At 34.6% G+C, this 19,559-nt stretch carries 11 protein-coding genes, 1 pseudogene and 3 other annotated features; of the genes and pseudogenes, 7 read left to right on the top strand and 5 right to left on the bottom strand.

The features are described 5' to 3' along the window. The first annotated feature begins 192 nt into the window (after positions 1 to 192). Together ACODS7_RS02295 and ileS are read left to right on the top strand one after the other, a co-directional pair. Complete coding sequence (locus tag ACODS7_RS02295) at positions 193 to 4,395, top strand: bacteriocin-processing peptidase family protein (protein ID WP_098629190.1); 4,203 nt, start codon at positions 193 to 195, stop codon at positions 4,393 to 4,395. 92 nt (positions 4,396 to 4,487) lie between these two features. After that, positions 4,488 to 4,727: a binding site (T-box leader), on the top strand. 54 nt (positions 4,728 to 4,781) lie between these two features. Then, a complete protein-coding gene (ileS, locus tag ACODS7_RS02290) occupies positions 4,782 to 7,883 on the top strand; it encodes an isoleucine--tRNA ligase (RefSeq protein ID WP_029442194.1) in 3,102 nt (1,033 codons plus the stop codon). 52 nt (positions 7,884 to 7,935) lie between these two features. On the opposite strand, the gene ACODS7_RS02285 is transcribed toward ileS, so the two are convergent. Beyond that, a complete protein-coding gene (locus ACODS7_RS02285; protein ID WP_029442195.1) occupies positions 7,936 to 9,021 on the bottom strand; it encodes a DUF418 domain-containing protein in 1,086 nt (361 codons plus the stop codon). 1 nt (position 9,022) lies between these two features. Beyond that, the gene (locus tag ACODS7_RS02280; protein WP_000045218.1) at positions 9,023 to 9,607 is read right to left on the bottom strand and encodes a TetR/AcrR family transcriptional regulator; all 585 of its coding nucleotides are present in this window, start codon (positions 9,605 to 9,607) and stop codon (positions 9,023 to 9,025) included. Between the two features lie 332 nt (positions 9,608 to 9,939). Here ACODS7_RS02280 and ACODS7_RS02275 point away from each other — a divergent pair, with 332 nt between their 5' ends. Beyond that, positions 9,940 to 11,451, top strand: a complete 1,512-nt coding sequence (locus ACODS7_RS02275) for a M36 family metallopeptidase (protein WP_000482274.1) — start codon at positions 9,940 to 9,942, stop codon at positions 11,449 to 11,451. A 104-nt stretch (positions 11,452 to 11,555) separates the two neighbouring features. On the opposite strand, the gene ACODS7_RS02270 is transcribed toward ACODS7_RS02275, so the two are convergent. Continuing rightward, a complete protein-coding gene (locus tag ACODS7_RS02270) occupies positions 11,556 to 12,035 on the bottom strand; it encodes a hypothetical protein (protein ID WP_043936560.1) in 480 nt (159 codons plus the stop codon). Positions 12,036 to 12,099: 64 nt separating this feature from the next. On the opposite strand from ACODS7_RS02270, the pseudogene ACODS7_RS02265 reads away from it, so the two are divergent. From ACODS7_RS02265 to ACODS7_RS02250, 4 genes and pseudogenes are all read left to right on the top strand, one after another. Beyond that, positions 12,100 to 13,481 (top strand): annotated as a pseudogene (locus ACODS7_RS02265) (UDP-N-acetylmuramoyl-tripeptide--D-alanyl-D-alanine ligase). Positions 13,482 to 13,548: 67 nt separating this feature from the next. Continuing rightward, positions 13,549 to 13,762: a binding site (T-box leader), on the top strand. 105 nt (positions 13,763 to 13,867) lie between these two features. Further along, complete coding sequence (aspS, locus tag ACODS7_RS02260; protein WP_088114880.1) at positions 13,868 to 15,166, top strand: aspartate--tRNA(Asn) ligase; 1,299 nt, start codon at positions 13,868 to 13,870, stop codon at positions 15,164 to 15,166. 209 nt (positions 15,167 to 15,375) lie between these two features. After that, positions 15,376 to 15,624, top strand: a binding site (T-box leader). 116 nt (positions 15,625 to 15,740) lie between these two features. Continuing rightward, a complete protein-coding gene (locus ACODS7_RS02255) occupies positions 15,741 to 17,081 on the top strand; it encodes a sodium-dependent transporter (RefSeq protein ID WP_016081805.1) in 1,341 nt (446 codons plus the stop codon). 46 nt (positions 17,082 to 17,127) lie between these two features. Further along, entirely contained in the window at positions 17,128 to 18,033 is a 906-nt protein-coding gene (locus ACODS7_RS02250; RefSeq protein WP_098629186.1) for an alpha/beta fold hydrolase, read from the top strand. Between the two features lie 36 nt (positions 18,034 to 18,069). Here ACODS7_RS02250 and ACODS7_RS02245 read toward each other — a convergent pair whose 3' ends face one another. Both ACODS7_RS02245 and ACODS7_RS02240 read right to left on the bottom strand, forming a co-directional pair. Then, positions 18,070 to 18,645, bottom strand: coding sequence for a nucleotidyltransferase family protein (locus ACODS7_RS02245; RefSeq protein WP_098629185.1), 576 nt, complete (start codon positions 18,643 to 18,645; stop codon positions 18,070 to 18,072). A 34-nt stretch (positions 18,646 to 18,679) separates the two neighbouring features. Beyond that, positions 18,680 to 19,477 carry a lipid II flippase Amj family protein gene (locus ACODS7_RS02240; RefSeq protein ID WP_243168125.1) on the bottom strand — a complete coding sequence of 266 codons (798 nt, stop codon included), beginning with the start codon at positions 19,475 to 19,477 and terminating at the stop codon, positions 18,680 to 18,682. Positions 19,478 to 19,559: the final 82 nt, after the last annotated feature.

Below are 19,559 nucleotides of genomic sequence, written 5' to 3'. Positions count from 1 at the left end.
AACCGCATGTTACGTTATTCCATATAATTAAACAAAATACGGAGAAAAATAATCATTTTTACTATATTTTGTTATAAATTTGAATAATATTAATTAATACCATCCATTATAAGAGATTTTAGTTGAATACATACTATATGGTGTGTAAAATCTAAGCAAGTAGCAGTTTAAATATAAATTCGAGGTGAATGCATGCTAGATTTTAAGCAGTTAGAAGCGTGTTTGAAAGATAAGAGATTTGTAGACGGATTACAGAAAATAAATAATGAAATTGCATATATAAAAGAAACGAATACTTTATCCTATGTGAAGAAGTGGCTTGCTAATATTCCTTCGCATAAGGAGTTTGACATATTAATTCGTCTTACTGATGAAGGGCTTATGCACCAATACAGTTCATTCCTCATTCGCTACGCTTATAAAAAATTCCCAAATATGAGAACGCTCTCTTTATATTGTGATGAGTTAATTGATGAGCGGAAAATTCTTGAAGCAGAGCAGCTGTTAAAAGAAACTTTAGAAGAGAGCAATAAAGAAGAAATAGATGCCGATTTTTTAGCGAAAACATATTTTACGTTAGTACGATGTCTTTTAGAAATGAAAAGAAACGAAGAAGCGCTAATGTATATGCAAAAAGCAGAGGAGTACAGTACGCGCGTAGTGTTTGATAAATGGGGCTACGTTTATATGCATACAGGCGAATGGGAGAAAGCGGAAGAACAATTTATTGCTGGCATGCAGCATGAAGATTGTGAAGAGTTATCTACCTATTTATTATCACAATTGTATGCGAATAAAGGGGAACAAAAACGCGCGCTACAGTTAATTGATGATGCGATTGTAAAGTTCCCACAAGTACCATATTTTCATTTTGAGAAGGTAAAGTATTTATTAGATTTAGAGCAATATGAAGAGATGTTAGCGGTAATAGATAACATAAATACTCAGCTGCCATATCATGCTTATAACACTTACTTTGTACATTTACGTGCAGAAGCGCTGTACAAAATGAATAAATTTGCAGATTTACAAAAGCTATTAAAAGAAGAAAAGAGTTTAAAAGAATCTTTATATCATAATTTAGAAAAAAATCCGGATGGAAAAAAGGTTCACTTGCCGATAGTTCCTATTGTACAAAAGGATAATTATTGTGTTCCGACAAGTTTAGAGATGATGTTGCGTATATGGGGAGAGACACGTACACAAGATGAAATAGCAGAGTTTATTTTTGATATGACAGGATCAAAGTTTTCAGATACTGTTTCTTATTTAGAAGAATTAGGTTATGACTATCGTTATTTTAAAGGGAATGAAGAGAATTATAAGAGACTGATTGATGAAGGAATTCCTGTTTTATTAAGTATAGATATTGAGCATGCTTCACACGTACAAGTTCTATCTGGATATGATGATACATTGCAAGCTTTCTATGTTCAAGATCCAAACTTTATAGAACCAGTTCTTGTGGAATATAGTAAATTACAAGAAAAATATCGTTATACAGGCTGTTTAGCAATCACGTTTGTTCCGAAAGAAAAGAAGGCGCAACTAGCGTTTCTAAGTGAGGAAGAAAATCGTTATTTTAAATCTATTTTTTCTCTTACGGATCATTTAGATGAACAGGATAAAGAGGGAATTAGTAACTTAGTACAATTTTTAAAAGAAACGAGCGATAATCCAAATACGTGGTTATATACGATAAAGCACTTAGATGTCGAAGTAGATAAAGAATTTATTTTATATTGTATCGATAAGTTAATGGAAAAGTTTCCGAACTCGGACTTTGTTAAATTGCATGGTGCACAGTGTTTTATTCGTCTTCAGGAAGTAGAGAAAGCGGAGCAAATGCTGACAAGCGTTGAGAAGAAAAATAATCGTGCTTTATATCATTTAATAAACGGAAGATATGCTTTTGAGCAGGAAAGTTATATAGAAGCGATTTCAAGCTTTCGTTCATCGTTACAATTAGACGCAGATCAGCCTATTGCTTGGAGTTTTCTTGCTTTATCCTATATGTATATTGATCAATCTGAAAAAGCATTGCAATATTCACAAGTTGCGTTAGAGCGCAGTCCTGAAAGGTTCACTTTAACGAATCACGGTTTAATATTAATAGATTTAGAAAGATATGAAGAAGCATATGAAATCTTTAATGACTTGTTAAAAGAGTATAAATATGAAGCACATGTATGGTATGAACGAGCGAGATGTGCACATCAACTAGGAAAATTATATTTAGCAATAAAAGGGCTTAAAGTAGCGATTCATTTGGATAGTAATGCACCTTACATTTATACGAAACTTTCGGAAATATACGAATCTGATTTGAAGGATGAGGAAAGTACGAAAGAAATTTTATTAAACGGTATTGAGAATTGTGATGATAAAGCACCTCTTTACGTAAAATTAGGTGACTATCATTTTCAAAATGATAGCTTGGAAGAAGCAGAAGTATTGTATAAGCGTGCTTTAGAAGAAAACGATGAGGATGTTTATTCTCACTTCGGACTTACACAAGTGTATATGGCAAGAGAACAATACAAGGAAGCAAAAGAATACATTCTTGGTCTTGAGAAGCAAATTGAAAAGAGCCAAGATTTCCTCATGAATGCAGGAATGGTTTTATGGGATGCTGAACTTGAACTTGGTGGAAATGAAGAAGGGTTTAAAGTAGCGCTATCTAAGTTAGAAAATGGTATAAAGAAAAGCGATTATAATGTAGCAAGTGCGTTAGATGAATATGTGAATCGAATTAAAGGAACGGAATTTGTACAACGAGGTATAGCGTTTTTAAGAACTTTACACAAAGAAAGAAATGAAGTAAGTGAGTACGGTTGTTATGCAGGTATTTTATATGAATCTATTGGACAGTACGGCCAAGCGATGAAAAGATATAATAAGGCGATAGAACAAAAGGAAACGGCATTACCGTATTACCGAATTGGTGAAACACTTATGGCATTAGGGCAATTGACGGAAGCAAAACAAGCGTATGAAACATGTTTAGAGCTTGATGGGAATTTCGTAGGTGTACATTTACAGCTTGCGGAAATATACGAAAAAGAAGAAAACCGTTCTAAAGAACAAAGTCATATGGTTCAGGCGATGAAGGAAGAGCCGTTGCATATTAATATGGAATATTTGGCACAGCTTTCAGTAGATATGAATCTTCAGGAAGAATTGCTGACTGAACTAGAACAATTAGAGGAAGAAGTACCTGAAATATGGCGTTTAGATGCGATTGCATATGTGTACGGAGCGATGAATGAAATAGATAAAGAACAAGCACAGATTGAATACGCACTACAATTAGATGGTGAGCATATAGAAGTTCTATATCATTATGCAAAAGTATTAGTGAAAAAAAGAAATGTAAAAGCAATTGAAGTTGCAATGAAAGTAATACAAAAAGATTTTGATAATGAACGTATATTTGATGTTTATGTAAAAGCAGTAGAGCAACATAAAAAATTGTCTAACATACGAGATTTTCTTCATACGTTAAAGGTGAAAAAAGCAGAAAGAAGTACAGCATTCATGTATGCTGCAGCTGCGGTTACGGAAATATGGATTGAACGCCAGCTGCATGAACAGCCGAAACGATCTATCATTACGAGAGCTTTTTATCGTATGAAAAATCGTGCGAAAGAAATTTCAATGGTTACTATGATAATTGATTTATATGAAATCTCTTTAAAGTTAAATCCGAAAAATAGTATGGCAGCACAGCGATTTGCGCTATTTTATGAGAATGTAGAGATGAATAAAGAAGCGATAGAGATTCTGCACACGTCACTAGAAAATAAATGGGATTATGAAGTAGCGAAGCAACTTGTAAATCTTTTCGTTGAGTGCGAGGAAGAAGATATGTTAAGAGATGCTTTGGAATTAACGAAGCAAATGGTTCGAGAACTACCAGATGATTATGATACTCTTCTTCTGCAAGCACAAGTATTCTTTAAAGCAGGGGAAGAAAGAAAAGCAGAAAAGATTACCTTACAATTAACGGAGCAAACACCGTTCGTAAGTAGAGCATTTCTTGCTTTAGGAGAAATGTACCAAAGTCAAGAAAGGTTTGAAGAGGCAATTCAAGTATTAGAAAATGCTTCTATACATCATCGAAATGAAACAGTAATTCTTCTTTCTTTAGCGTCTTCATATCATGGTGCCGGCCAAACACTAAAGGCAGAAAAAATAGCAAATGAAGTATTAACAATGGATGCAAGTGATTTGTTAGCAAGATATGATCGTGCTTGTTATTTAGCACAGTTAAATAGAAATGAAGAGGCGAAGGAAGAGCTTGAAATTGTCCTTCGTGAGGATGAATCGGGATTCTTTGCTGAACGTATTGAGGATGATGAAAATTTAGCAGCATTGCGAGAATTTGAAAAGTAATTGTATAAGAATAGGGGATAAGGATAAGAATATATTTTGAATTAGTTGACAATTAGTTGTCAAATGGCATAAAATAACTTTTAATAAAGTATACAAATCTGAAGACGAGAAAGAGTAAAATAGTGAACTGTTCTCCAGAGAGCCGGTATATTGCTGAAAGCCGGTGGACAGACGTTATTTGAAAATCATCTCCGAGGAGCCGAGGCTGAAAGTGAGTAAGCCCGGACGGATGTCTACCGTTACAAAGAACACGTATGATAGTACGTTGCTAAGCGCTATTAGTGAAAAGCTAATAGAATTAGGGTGGTAACGCGGGTAAACCCGTCCCTACTTCATAGGGGCGGGTTTTTTGTGTGCTTTTAAAACATTCAAAGGAGTGATTGTAGATGAAGAAAGTAGATGTAAAAGAGTCAGCTGTAGGGAGAGAAACACGTATTCGTAAGCAGTGGAACGAACAAAGCATTTTTGAACAATCAATTCAGAATCGAGAAGGCGCACAATCGTTTGTGTTTTATGAAGGACCACCAACGGCGAACGGTTTACCACACGTCGGTCATGCACTTGGTCGGGCAATTAAAGATTTAGTAGCAAGATATAAAACGATGGCTGGTTATAAAGTAGTAAGAAAAGCAGGATGGGATACACACGGTTTACCTGTAGAACTAGGTGTTGAGAAGCAACTTGGTATTTCTGGTAAACATGAGATCGAAGAATATGGCATTGAACCATTTATTCAAAAGTGTAAAGAGAGTGTTTTCACATATGAAAAGCAGTGGCGTGAATTCACTGAAAGTATTGGTTATTGGGTAGATATGGATGATCCATATGTAACTTTAGAGAATCCATATATTGAAAGTGTATGGCATATTTTGGGGACGATCCATGAAAAAGGATTGTTATATAAGGGACATAGAGTTTCACCATACTGCCCAAGCTGCCAAACTTCATTGAGCTCACATGAGGTTGCACAAGGGTATAAAACAGTAAAAGATTTAAGTGCAACTGTGAAGTTTAAAGTGAAAGATAGTGAAAATGAGTATTTCTTAGGCTGGACAACAACGCCTTGGACACTTCCAGCAAACGTAGCGCTTGCTGTACATCCAAATATGGAATATGTTAAAGCAAAACAAGAAGGTCATGTATACATTGTTGCGAAAGAACGTGTACAAGAAGTATTAAAAGAAAACTATGAAGTATTATCTGTTCATAAAGGCGAAGAATTATTAAACACATCTTATACAGCGCCATTTCCGATGAAAGAAGTTACAAATGGTTACCGCGTTATCGCAGCAGAGTTTGTAACGGCAGATAGTGGTACAGGACTTGTTCATATTGCTCCAGCATATGGAGAGGACGATTATAGAGTTGTTCAAAGTGAAGGATTGTCATTCTTGCACGTTGTAGATGAAAAAGGTGAGTATACAGAAGCGGTACCATTTTTGAAAGGTAAATTTGTAAAAGATTGTGACGTTGACATTGTTCGTTATTTAGCGAAAGAAGGTTTACTATATCATAAAGAAAAATATGAACATAGCTATCCACATTGCTGGCGTTGTGATTCACCACTTCTTTATTATGCAGGAGAAAGTTGGTTAATCCGAACAACTGCAATTAAAGATACATTTTTACAAAATAATGATTCAGTTACTTGGTATCCGGATCATATGAAACATGGACGCTTTGGTAAGTTTTTAGAAAATATGGTGGACTGGAATATTAGCCGAAATAGATATTGGGGAACGCCATTAAACGTATGGGAATGTGAAAGTTGTGATCATCAGTTTGCGCCGAAAAGCATTGCCGAATTAAGAAAGCATAGTACGAAAGAAACACCGGAAGATTTAGAATTGCATAAGCCTTATGTAGATGAAGTTCAAGTCTGCTGCGAAAAATGCGGAGGCACAATGAATCGTACACCAGAAGTAATTGATGTTTGGTTTGATAGTGGTTCCATGCCATTTGCACAATATCATTACCCATTTGAAAATAAAGAGTTATTTGAAGAGCAGTTTCCAGCTGATGTTATTGCAGAAGGAATTGATCAAACACGCGGCTGGTTTTATAGTTTATTAGCAGTCTCAGCACTGTATACAGGAAAAGTACCGTATAAACGAGTGTTATCACTAGGGCATGTTTTAGATGAAGAAGGGCAGAAAATGTCTAAAAGTAAAGGGAATGCACTAGATCCAGTTGATTTAGTAGATAAGTTTGGTGCAGATGCGCTAAGATGGGCTTTACTTGTTGATAGTGCTCCGTGGAACGCGAAGCGTTTTTCTGAAAGAACCGTACTGGAAGCGAAATCTAAATTTGTAGATACATTAGTCAATGTGTATAGCTTCTACGTTTTATATGCAAATTTAGATGAGTATAACCCGAAAGAAACGTATGATGTAAAGCGTACGAAATTGGATGAATGGGTATTATCAAGATTGCATAGTACAACGAAAAAAGTGAGAACAGCACTTGATGATTATCAATTTACGAATGCAGCTCGTGAAATTGCAGCACTTGTAGATGAAGTGAGTAACTGGTATGTAAGACGCTCACGTAATCGTTTCTGGGAATCTGGTATGAACGCTGAAAAAGCTGCTGCGTATGAGACACTTCATGAAGTACTTGTAACAATTAGTAAATTAATTGCACCATTCACACCGTTTGTCGCGGAAGACATTCATCTTAATTTAGAAGGAAGTAGCGTTCATTTAGCTGATTATCCAGTTGTAAATGAATCACTACTTCAGCCGAAATTAGAAGCGGAAATGGATGCTGTTTTACAAGTTGTTGAACTTGGAAGAAGTAACCGTAATCAGCATTCTTTAAAAGTAAAACAGCCGCTAGCAGAACTTGTATTACTTGAGCATAACGAGAATGATATGGATTGGGAATCTTATCGTGATATCGTTATGGATGAGTTAAATGTAAAAGCGTTCCATGTTGAACTCGATGAAACAAAATACACATCATATCAATTGAAGCTCAATTTTAAAACAGCAGGGCCGAAATTCGGTAAAAATGTGAATGCAGTGAATGGTTGGCTAAAACAATTATCACAAGAAGAAGTACAAAACTTTGTATCAACAGAAAGAGCAGTTTACGAAGCAACACCAGGAGAAGAAGTAGTTGTAACTGCTGAAGATGTGTTAGTTGAAAAAGTTGCAAAATCAGGATTCTCTAATACGACTAACGGACAATATACAGTTATGTTAGATACGAATGTAACGGAAGAATTGTTACAAGAAGGAGTAGCGCGTGAATTCATTCGTGCGGTTCAAGAATATCGTAAACAGTTGAATTTACCAGTTAATTTACGAGTCGATGTTATTCTCGATACAGAAGAAGAACTACAACGAACGTTAACGAACCATAAAGATTTATTGGAAGAAAACTTACTCGTTAAACAATTTACATTTGGTCACTTAAAGAACGAAGACGATGAACTTTCTTTAGGTGAAACAAAACTTAGAATTAAATTAAGTGCAGCTAATTAAAGAAAAAAGGAAGTTGGAATGATTCCAACTTCCTTTTTCGTATGGAGGTAAATTAACTAGCTAATTTCCTCATAATCCATTCAATAGGTCCTCTAGAAAATTTCTTTCTCCATAATACGCTAAACAAAATACTGAAAATGAAAAATACAGTAGCAAATAATAAAACGAAAAGTAGTGCTTGATGTTCCATTCTATTGAATAGAATTAATGTCCCAATCCCGATAAATACATGACTTACATAATGAGTTAATGTTAATTGACCTGTTTGTATAATGGAAGTAACAAACCAATTATTTTCATATTTTTCAGTGATATAGAGGCAAAGTATTAATATAGCAATAGCGGATCCTGTAGCAGATAAAATATATAATATATTTGGTAAAATGGGTCCTGTATTAAACAAAAATGTAGCAGCTTCTTTGCCAATGTGTGGAATGAAGTAGTATGTGAGCCCTTTTGATAAAAGTTCTATCAGTATGGTGAATGTAATACCGAGCAAGAGCAACCTATCTCTAATCTTTTTATTATGAAGATCTAATCTTCCAATTATCATACCGATTAAGAAGAACGAAAACCAAGGGAAAAAAGGGTGATAACCATTAAAGAATAAATTGCGAAGAAAACCGTTTATTGTCCAGAAGTCTACATAGTTTATAAATGGAGTAGGGCCTCCCCAACCTTCGAAAGTATTGAAAGTAAGCTGAAGAGATTGTGCCAAGAGTAGGATAATAATAGATAACAAGAGTAATGCTTTTTTTCGGACTGTAATGAGTAATGCAGCAACGAAAAGGTAAACACCGTAGTAGTGTAATATATCCCCAGTCCACTCCATTACGTATAAAAATAATCCTAAAATAAATAAGAATAGTGCCCGTTTCCAGATGATTTTTCGGCTATTAGAAATTTTTATTTTTTCATTGCTAGCAACAGATGATCTAGTCATTAAAGATATGCCAATTCCAGCAAGTATAACAAACAAGGCAGAAGCTCTACCTTCAAAAAGTGACATGAAAGTTATTAAAAATGGGGGACCATTTCCTTCTGCACCTGTTATAACCATAAAATTAACAAGCAGCATACCAAACATCGCCAAAGCTCTAGCAAAGTCTAAGCCGATAATTCGTTTTTTAGTATTCAATTCAATCCCTTCTTTCAAAAATACTGTTTACAGCTTCCATCCATATTTGTCTATAATCTATATCCACATGTAACATCATAAAATTCCCGACATTATCAAGCACTAATGCTAACATATGAGCTTTTGAAACTAGATTTTTATTTTCAATCAATTGAAGCTCATTTGCTTTTGTAAGGAGGGATTCAAATCCTTGTAAATATTCTGTTTGCACAGTTAGTAATCGATCTTTGTACATATCATTTCTTGAAGATAGTAATACATATTCTTGCAACACACGATTAAAATAAGGATCGTTCTGCTGTTCATCAATTATTTTGAATCCAATTTCAATGCATTTCTCAATAAAATTTTCTTTCGTAAACTCTTCTGTATGGAAGAAGGAAGAAAACTGCATCGCAGCACATAATTCTGTGAAAATACATTCGATTAATGCATCTTTAGATTTAAAGTAATAATAAATGGACGGTTTAGCAATTCCGACTTCTTCAGCAATCATTGAATAAGTCGTTTTGGTAATACCATGTCCGGCAAACAGTCGATAGCTTGCTTCCATAATTGAAGAGAGTGTTTCTTCACTTTTGCTCATAATAAAGCCTCCTAAAAAAAGGTTATATAAATTGTATCATTCATTAATATTTTTTTCAACCTACCGTTAGGTAAAAAAAGTAGCCTATTTTTTACAAAGTCATTTAAAAAGTTTAAGAGTTAAGGAATTGCTTTAGAAATATATTTCTAAAGTATTGTGTTCACTTTACACATAAATATTGAGAAAATTTCACTTACCCTAAATGAAAAGGTAATAGAAGTGTTTATAGAGAATTACTCGTAGATTCAATTTTTATCCCCCCATTTTGTGGGGAATGATTGCCTAGTGGTAATGGGATAAGGTTGAGCTACTTTATTAGGGGGAGTGGTTCTATGTTTAATAAAAAAATGGTGGCAATGGCAATGACTGTACCGTTAGTAATGGGGACGATTTCTACGGTTTCGGCATTGGAAAAACAACAGCAAGTAAAGTTAGAAGCTTATTCGCCACAGAAAAAAGCAACTGAATATTTAAAAGAAAATGCTGCGCAGTATGGATTGAAAACAGACCTTTCAGACTTGCAATATATTTCTACAACAGAAACGTCAGTAGCTTCATATGTTAGGTTCCAACAAGTTGTTAACGGTGCGCCTGTATTTTCAAAACAAATTACAGTTACTCTTAATGGAGAGGGAAAGGGAGTACTCGCTGTTTCTGATTATCAGCCTGTTACAGGTGTGAAGGAAGTAACGACAAAAATTAGTGAAAAAGATGCAATACAAAAATCAATGGCGTATGTTGGAGAAGCAAGTGAGCAAAATTTATGGGCTCCTACAGATAAAGAGTTCGGATATATTGTTGAAGAAGGAATTGCTCGTCCAGTATATAAAGTTGTAGTCCATTCTAATAATCCATTTGGTGCATGGGAAACATTTATTGATGCAGAAAATGGAAAGTTAATTAAAAAGGTTGATATAAACCGAAAAGCTGAAGGGTCAGGAAAAGTATTTTTACCTAACCCAGTCGTATCTAGCGGTAGTAAAGTAGGCTTAAAAGATAATAACGATGCAGATTCAACAGCTCTAACGAACCAACTGAAAACTGTTACGTTAAAAGGTTTAGATGGAACAGGATTTTTAATTGGAGAATATGTAACGATTTCTTCAAAAGCGAAAACAAAATCTACGAATTTACAATTTAACTATACACGCGCAAATGATAGCTTTGAAGATGTTATGTCGTACTATCATATCGATACATTGCAACGTTACATTCAAAGTCTAGGTTTTAAAAATATTAATAACCGTTCGATAAAAGTGAATGTTAATGGTACAACTGATGATAACTCATTCTATTCTCCATCAACAAAAGCTTTAACTTTCGGTACTGGCGGTGTTGATGATGCAGAAGATGCTGGTATTATCGCACATGAGTATGGGCATTCGATTCAAGATAACCAAGTTCCTGGCTTTGGTAGTTCAGCAGAAGGTGGAGCGATGGGAGAAGGATTTGGCGACTTCTTAGGTGCTACATATGAAGATGCAGTATCGACTACTGGATATGGTAAAGCATGTGTTGGAGAATGGGATGCGACAGCTTATTCTAGTTCAGATCCAACATGCTTACGCCGATTAGATACGAATAAAGTATATCCGAAAGATATAACGAATGAAGTGCATGATGATGGTGAAATTTGGGCTCAAGGTCAATACGAAATGGCACAAGCTTTTGGCCGTGATGTAGCAACAAAAATCATTTTACAATCACACTGGTCATTAACACCAAACTCTAAATTCAGTGATGGAGCAAAAGCGATTAAGCAAGCGGATGCTCTTTTATATGGTGGACAACATGCTGCTGATATCGATCGCATTTGGGCAGCGAGAGGCATTAGTACGAATTAATATAAAAAGTCGTGGCATTAAGCCACGACTTTTTAATTTGCTTACGAACTGGTACTAGTAAATAAAGCTATATCAATGATAGTGTCAATATATCCGTATTCCCTTTACTTTTTAGCTTCTTTAAAAACAAAATGCTCTTTAAATTTTCTAGATTCAACTTTTTGACCATTCCGCATCGAACGGAAAGGGTGTTCTTGCCATGTAATAATAACATCAACCTCATCCGCTTTTGTAGCAACAGGTAAATTAGCGTGTTCAAATCCAGTTTTTCCACTTGCTAAACGACTTTCCTTTAGGGAAAAGAGTTCATATTTCGTTTTCTTATTTGGTTCGTTGCGGAATACTTCGACGTTTACGTTATATACCTCACTATTCCCGACATTCTTTACTGAAAAATGATATGTTTGAAATTCATCTTTTTTAGCTTGAAGCATATTCTTGTTTGTTTTTTTCGGTTTATCAATATTCACTTGCCATTGATCAGAGTTTTGAGAGATTGGTAAAGAGTTTGGTGAATAGGCGTATGTTTCGTTTACTACAATTAGGCAAAACAATAGGAGAAAGAAACTAATTGCTTTTTGCATATACACACCTCGCTATAAAATTTTTTATTAATATGCGTGTAAAATACAACTTTTATGTAATAAAATGGAAAGGGATGACGATTTGATTCAAATACAATTAAATAAATTGGAAGAGATAGTAAATGGTGAAGGATTACAAGAATCATTTCATTATATAGAGATGCAAGGCGTCTGTATTGACTCTAAAAAAATTACGAAAGGGAATTTGTTTGTTCCGATTATTAGGGTGAAAGATGGACACGATTATGTAAAAGAAGCGATGGAAAAAGGTGCGGCTGCTTCTTTATGGAAAAAGTCTTACGGTGATCCTCCAAAAGGAATACCGATTATTTTTGTAGATGACACATTACTTGCACTGCAAAAATAGCGCGATATTACCGAAAGACAAGTAATGTGAAAGTTATCGGAATTACTGGTAGTAATGGAAAGACAATGGTAAAAGATATAATAAGCACGATATTAAGTACAACTTATCGTGTGCATAAAACGAAGGGAAATTTAAATAGTCAAATTGGTTTACCACTAACGATTTTAGAAATGAAACAGGATACAGAGTTTTTAATACTTGAAATGGGAATGAGCGAAACGGGACAAATTCGAAACTTAGCACAAATAGCACAGCCAGATGTAGCGATCATTACAATGATTGGACAGTCACACTTAGAAACGCTTGGATCAAGAGAAGAGATTGCGAAGGCTAAATTTGAAATTGTAGACGGATTAAATGACGGTGGACTGTTCTTATATAATGGTGATGAGCCATTACTTTCTCAAAATATTAATATGCTAGGTATAGAAAGTAAGTCGTTTGGTGGAAAGTATACAAATGATTTGTTTCCAACGAACGTACAATTAGATGAATATGGTGTTCATTTTAAATTAAATCATTCAAAAATACAGTACGATGTTCCCTTACATGGAAAACATAATATTTTTAATACGATTGTCGGAATCGCTGTAGGTCAATTTTACAAAGTCCCTATAGAAAAAATACAAGAAGCATTGCAGCAAATAAACATTACACAAATGCGCTTTCAGTTTTTAACCGCTAAAACAGGTTTTACAATTATTAACGATGCATGGAATGCCAGTCCTTCCTCCATGAAGGTTGCAATTGAAACGTTGCAGAAATTAAATGCCTATAAGAAAAAAATTATAGTGATTGGGGATATGTTGGAGTTAGGCAAGAAAGCTGAAACATATCATAGAGAAATTGGTAAAATGTTAAATGAGGAGAGCATTCAATATGTATTTACGTATGGAGAGTTAGCTGAAATTGTAGCGGAAGAAGCAAGAAAGAACTATCATACGGGAAAAATAAAGTCATTTGATAATAAAGCCAAAATAGCAGAGGAAGTATTGAAAGTTATAACGAAAAAAGATATTGTTTTACTGAAAGGTTCACGTGGCATGGCTTTAGAGGAGATTGTACAAAAGTGGATGTGAAAAATCAGAATATATTTTAAAAAGGCTTGCATTCTATAAAAAGAAGAGTTAGAATACTCTGTAAATATAAAAAGTGATGATCAGGAAAAGTACATGATGCAAAGGTCTACAGAGAGCAGCCGGTTGCTGGGAAGGTTGCGATACCGCATGATGGAAAGACACCTGTGAGTGTTGCTTTGAACGTGATTATTAGTAAAAGCAAACGGTACCTACCGTTATCAGGGCTAAGATGGTCAGTATGACAATTTGGGTGGTACCGCGGAAAAAAATCCGTCCCTATTTATAGGGGCGGATTTTTGTATTCTTTGAAAGGGGGTGAGTGACCGTGGATGATGACGATGACAACAATAACGTAAATAAATATAAAATTACTGGAGGGAAAAATAATGGATTCAATAATGAAGCGTTCACTCACAAAAGAATGTACAAAGCAAAGTGGAAAGGTTGTATTACTTCAAGGATGGGTAAAAAAAATTCGGCACCTTGGAAATGTTAGTTTTTTATTATTACGGGACAGAACAGGAGTAATTCAATGTGTATTAGAAAATGAATTGGCCGGATATAAAGTTGATGTAGAAAGTGTTGTCCATGTAATCGGTGAGATAGTCGAGACATCGAAAACAGAATTGGGTGTTGAAGTACTTGCTCATGAAGTGAAAGTAATAAACGGTGCAGAACCACTTCCATTTGAAATAAACAAAAAGAAGTTACAAGTTGGATTAGATCAACTATTGAATGAGCGGGTACTCTCACTAAGACATGAGCGAACCGCAGCGATTTTTAAAGTGAAATCTACACTCGTTCAGAGCTTTAGTGAATTTCTTATAGAGAACGATTTCACACGTATATTTACGCCGAAAATTGTTTCGCAAGGGGCAGAAGGAGGAGCAAATGTTTTTAAGCTTCCATACTTCCAAAAAGAAGCTTATTTAGCACAATCACCACAGTTCTACAAACAAATGATGGTAGCGGGTGGGTTAGAACGAGTTTTTGAAATTGCACCTGTATATAGAGCGGAACATCATAACTCTTCCCGTCATTTGAATGAATATATATCGTTAGACGTAGAACTTGGTTTTATTCATGATTTTTATGAAGTGATGCAACTAGAAACTGATGTTTTACGATATATGTTTCAACAAGTAGCGAAAAAATGTGAAATAGAACTACAGCTATTACAAATAGAAGTACCTGTTATTACTGAAATACCTAAAATTACATTGTTAGAAGCACAAGAAATTTTGAAAAGTAAGTATCGTAAAGAATCTCCTGTAGGGGATTTAGATACAGAAGGTGAAAAGTTACTAGGGAAATATGTAAAGGAAACATATAATAGTGAATTTGTTTTCATTACACATTATCCGAAAGAAGCGAGACCGATGTATACGATGCAAAATAAAGAGAATCCAGCTATTACTGATTCATTCGACTTATTATATAAAGGGTTAGAAATAACGTCAGGGGCACAGCGAATTCATAATTATGAAATGTTACTCGCTTCGTTTAAAGAAAAAGGATTATACCCAGAGAAATTTCAATCTTATTTAAATACATTCCGATACGGTTGTCCCCCGCATGGAGGTTTCGGAATTGGGTTAGAAAGGATTGTATATAAACTATTAGAATTAACAAATGTACGAGAGGCGAGTGCTTTTCCGAGAGATTGTACTCGTCTTATACCGTAAAAAGAATCTTCGCGACTATCGCGAAGATTCTTTTTTTATAGTTCGTTTGAAAAGGTGAAAATATAGACTCTTTCTTTTGCTAATAAGCTTAGTGAAAGTGAGTTATCAATATGAACCATTTCGACAAAAAAATTAATATACCCCTTGACAGTTACAAATATAACAGATATACTTCATATTAATTTCAAAAGAAAATATATTCTAAATATTAAAATGTGTTGAATAGGAGTAGTAAGGTCGTATATTTGTACAGAGAGCTATGGGTTGGTGCGACATAGTCAAATGACATCCTGAACTCGCCTAGGAGCAGTAAGGTGGAACGGAATCACATTCTTAGTAAATCTTAACGGTTAACCTTCGATATTAGGTTTGTAATCAAACGATTACTACTAAGGTGGATTCATAATGGAATCAATAAGGGTGGTACCGCGTTAAGTAAATGGCTTAGCGTCTCTTTATATAGAGATGCTAGGCCATTTTTTTATTATATGGAAGAAGAAATGGAGGGTTTATTTGGATAGGTCTATAAAATTTATTTATTTATATAAAAAGATTTAATTAGGAGGAAAATGAGATGAAACAGACGGAGCAATGGACTTCGAAATTAGGTTTTATAATGGCAGCAGCCGGATCAGCAATTGGACTTGGTGCGATATGGAAGTTTCCTTATATCGCTGGGAAGAGTGGGGGAGGAGCGTTCTTTTTAATCTTTATATTATTTACTGTTTTAATTGGACTACCGCTACTTATAGCTGAATTTATGATTGGACGCAGTACGCAGAAACAAGCAGTTGGAGCATTTAAAAGCATCGCACCAAATACAGGATGGCACTGGATCGGACGCCTTGGCGTTGGAACGTGTTTTATACTACTTTCGTTTTATAGTGTTGTAGGTGGATGGGTATTAATTTATTTATTCAGAGGAATAACTGGACAACTGATTACTCCGGGACAAAATTACGGAGCATTATTTACTGAAACAATTGGAAATCCCACTTGGGCGATTATAGGGCATTTCGCTTTTATGTTTATTACGATTTGGGTTGTATCAAAAGGTGTACAAAACGGAATTGAAAAAGCAAGTAAATATATGCTGCCAGCATTGTTCGTTTTATTTGTCGCTCTTATTATTCGTTCGTTAACACTTGATGATGCAATGAAAGGTGTGAAGTTTTTTTTACAACCAGATTTCTCAAAGATTACTTCGGAAAGTATTTTGTTTGCAATGGGGCAATCATTCTTTGCGATTAGCATCGGGATTTCAATTATGGTTACGTATAGTTCCTATTTAAATAAAAAAGAAAGTTTACCAAAATCAGCAATAACAATTGTTGGATTGAATTTATTTGTTTCATTATTTGCAGGTCTTGCTATTTTTCCGGCCGTATTTTCATTAGGAATGGAGCCGACAGAAGGGCCTGGATTACTATTTATCGTATTACCATCTGTATTTAGTCAAATTCCATTCGGTGGGTTGTTCTTAACAGTATTTCTTGCCCTATTTACATTTGCGACATTAACATCGGCATTTTCTCTACTAGAGACAGTAGTGTCAGCATTAGCAAATGGTGAACAAGAAAAAAGAACGAAATTATCATGGATGATCGGTTTCGGCATTTTCTTAGTGGGTATCCCATCAGCGTTATCATTTGGAGTATGGAGTGATATTACGATTTTCGGAAAGAATATTTTTGATGCAGTAGACTTCTTATCTAGTAATATATTAATGCCACTTGGAGCACTATTTATTAGTATTTTCGTTTCATTCAAAATGGAGAAGAAGGTGCTAGAAGCAGAGTTTTTTGTAGGTGGAAATTATGGAAAGAAAGTATTTACTTGTTGGGCATTTTTACTTCGATTTGTAGCACCACTTGCAATAATTATCGTCTTCTTAAATGTAATAGGGATTATTTAACATTAAATGTTATAATATTCAGTAAAAAAAGAAGATGGTGATGTTTATGGCGAATTTGATAGAAACAGGAGAGTATATGAATATTAGAGGGAAAAAGCTATACGTTGAAACACATGGAAATCCTAAAAATAAGCCAGTCTTATACTTGCATGGTGGTCCAGGAGAGAGTTGCTATGATTTTTCATTTCACCAAGCGGAACGTTTAAAAGATTCTTTATATGTAATTATGATAGATCAAAGAGGTGTTTGTCGTTCAGAAAAAATTACTGAAGACGAAGCTTTTGGATTAAATGATTTGATTGAAGACTGTGAGGAATTAAAAAAAGTATTACAAATTGAGAAGTGGTCTGCAATTGGACATTCTTTCGGTGGCTATTTAGCATTGTTATATGCGTCGATATATCCAAGTTCAATAGAGAAAATAATATTTGAAGGGCCAACTTTCGACTTTGCATTAACAAGTAGAGCTTTGTTGCAAAAGACAGGGCATTTATTAAAAAAGCATGGAAAAGAAGAAGTAGCAGAAGAGTCTCTTGCTTATTCATCTAGCAATGCTAGTTCAAAAGAGTTGTTAGAAGCTTATATAAGACTAAGCAATGAATTAGAAGAAAAAAGAATGGAGATTTACAATAATAAGGAAGATAGGACATATGAGAGTTTATACAGTGATGAAGAGTGGGAAGTATTTTCAAATCGCTCTCAAATTCATTTTGATAGATTAAAATTAGAGGGCTCATGTCATACGTCATTATTATATAAAATAAAAGAAGTACAGAATCAAATGTTATTAATTGTAGGAAAACATGATGTAGTAACGTGTGAAGAACAAATTAAAACATTTAATAAAGATGCCCGAAACGGCAAGTATATCGTATTTGAAGAGAGCGGTCATTCACCTCATTATGAGGAAGCAGATAGGTTTGCAGAAACAGTCATACATTTTTTGAAATGAAGAAAAGGGTGCTTCTATAAATGAGAGGCACCCTTTCTATATTTCTGGATATGTGATTGTGATGTTAGGCCATTTAATTTGCCAATTCTTTTTTATAACTCTATTTTTGTACATATGTATACGTTCTTTTGTTTCAAGAAAATGAGCTGTTGGTTTCACTTGTAGTGAAAGTACATCTTCGATTCCGCATGGAGATGCTAATATAATATTGTTTTGGTCATCTAATGTAACTCCTAATGCCGTTGCTGTTTCAGGAAATTTAGAAATAGCATCAACAGAAGAAGAATATGGCGGCATGTTATTCATTACATGCATACGAGCTTGATTTTTTATTGACCAAGGGATAGTGGCATCCATATTCATTAGTTTCGTTTCTAATAACTTTTCATATGTTTCGTCTTTATGTAGACAATCGTAATAAATAACATCTACATCAGGCGTATCTGTTCTTATTTCGTAGTTGTGTAAAGTATCCCAAATTTTAGAACGAACAAAGCCGGCACAAACCCACCAATCAGGTAGCTCTAGTGATTTTGCCATTTGTAATACAGTCATCATCCATTCGTCGTTTTCTATTAAGCGAATGATATCTTGTTCTGTTTGTATAGTCATTTGTTATCTCACCTGCTTTTTTTAGAGTGTGGATTTAATTCATAAGCTTTATAATCCATGTGATCCAGTAAGCACCTGGTATGAATAACAGTTGAGCTAGTAATGTACCAAAAAGTCTAGAAATCATTAGCCAAGCATACATTTTACTCATTGCTTCAGCACCTTCTTCTGATTGAAGAGCTCGCTCTGTTAAAAGAGCAATACGTGGATCTAGTAGCACTGTTAATAAAATAGTAGCAAAACCATTAATAAGACCAGAAGCTGTAGTGGCTTTTGTTGCGAAAGCTGGAATTAAAAAAGAAGCATATAGTGCGGAAAGAACCCCCGCTGTATAAATTGCAGTAGCGAACATGTTAATAAGCATTATACGCTTTGGAATACCGCCGATACGCAATCTATGAATCATTTCTAACTTTGGAAAGCGGACATATTTTTTTGTGTACTTTAATTTTTGAATGTTATTCGTTTTCATCATTCGAATGAAAGAACCGTCTGTTTCAAAGTTTTGAATGACATATCCAAATAGTTTTGTCAAAGTTGGATACAGTATAATCGCAAGCAATGTACCGATAGAAGCAGATAATAGTACAAGACGTATAATATGCTCTAAATCAATAGAAGGATCTTGTTTTGCTTCGTCAACAATCCCGCCAAGTAAAAAGGCTTGTAGTAAGTTTGATGTTCTTGAAATGAGTAATACGATTCCTACGACGGATAATGCGACAGCAATCTTCTTTAAACGAACCCCGGCTAATCGAATACTATAAGAGTTTGTTTCAACTGCGTGGATTACAATTGTGAAAGCCATTATAAAAATTAACGTAATTGACATTTGTTTCACCAGTTTCTATTAAAATAATTGTAACTTTTTTACTTTATCATATCTATCGTATTTTGTAACTGAAAGTATGTGA

It is taken from the genome of Bacillus sp. FG16 (genome assembly GCF_057809515.1).
This window is presented reverse-complemented; position numbering and strand designations above follow the sequence as displayed.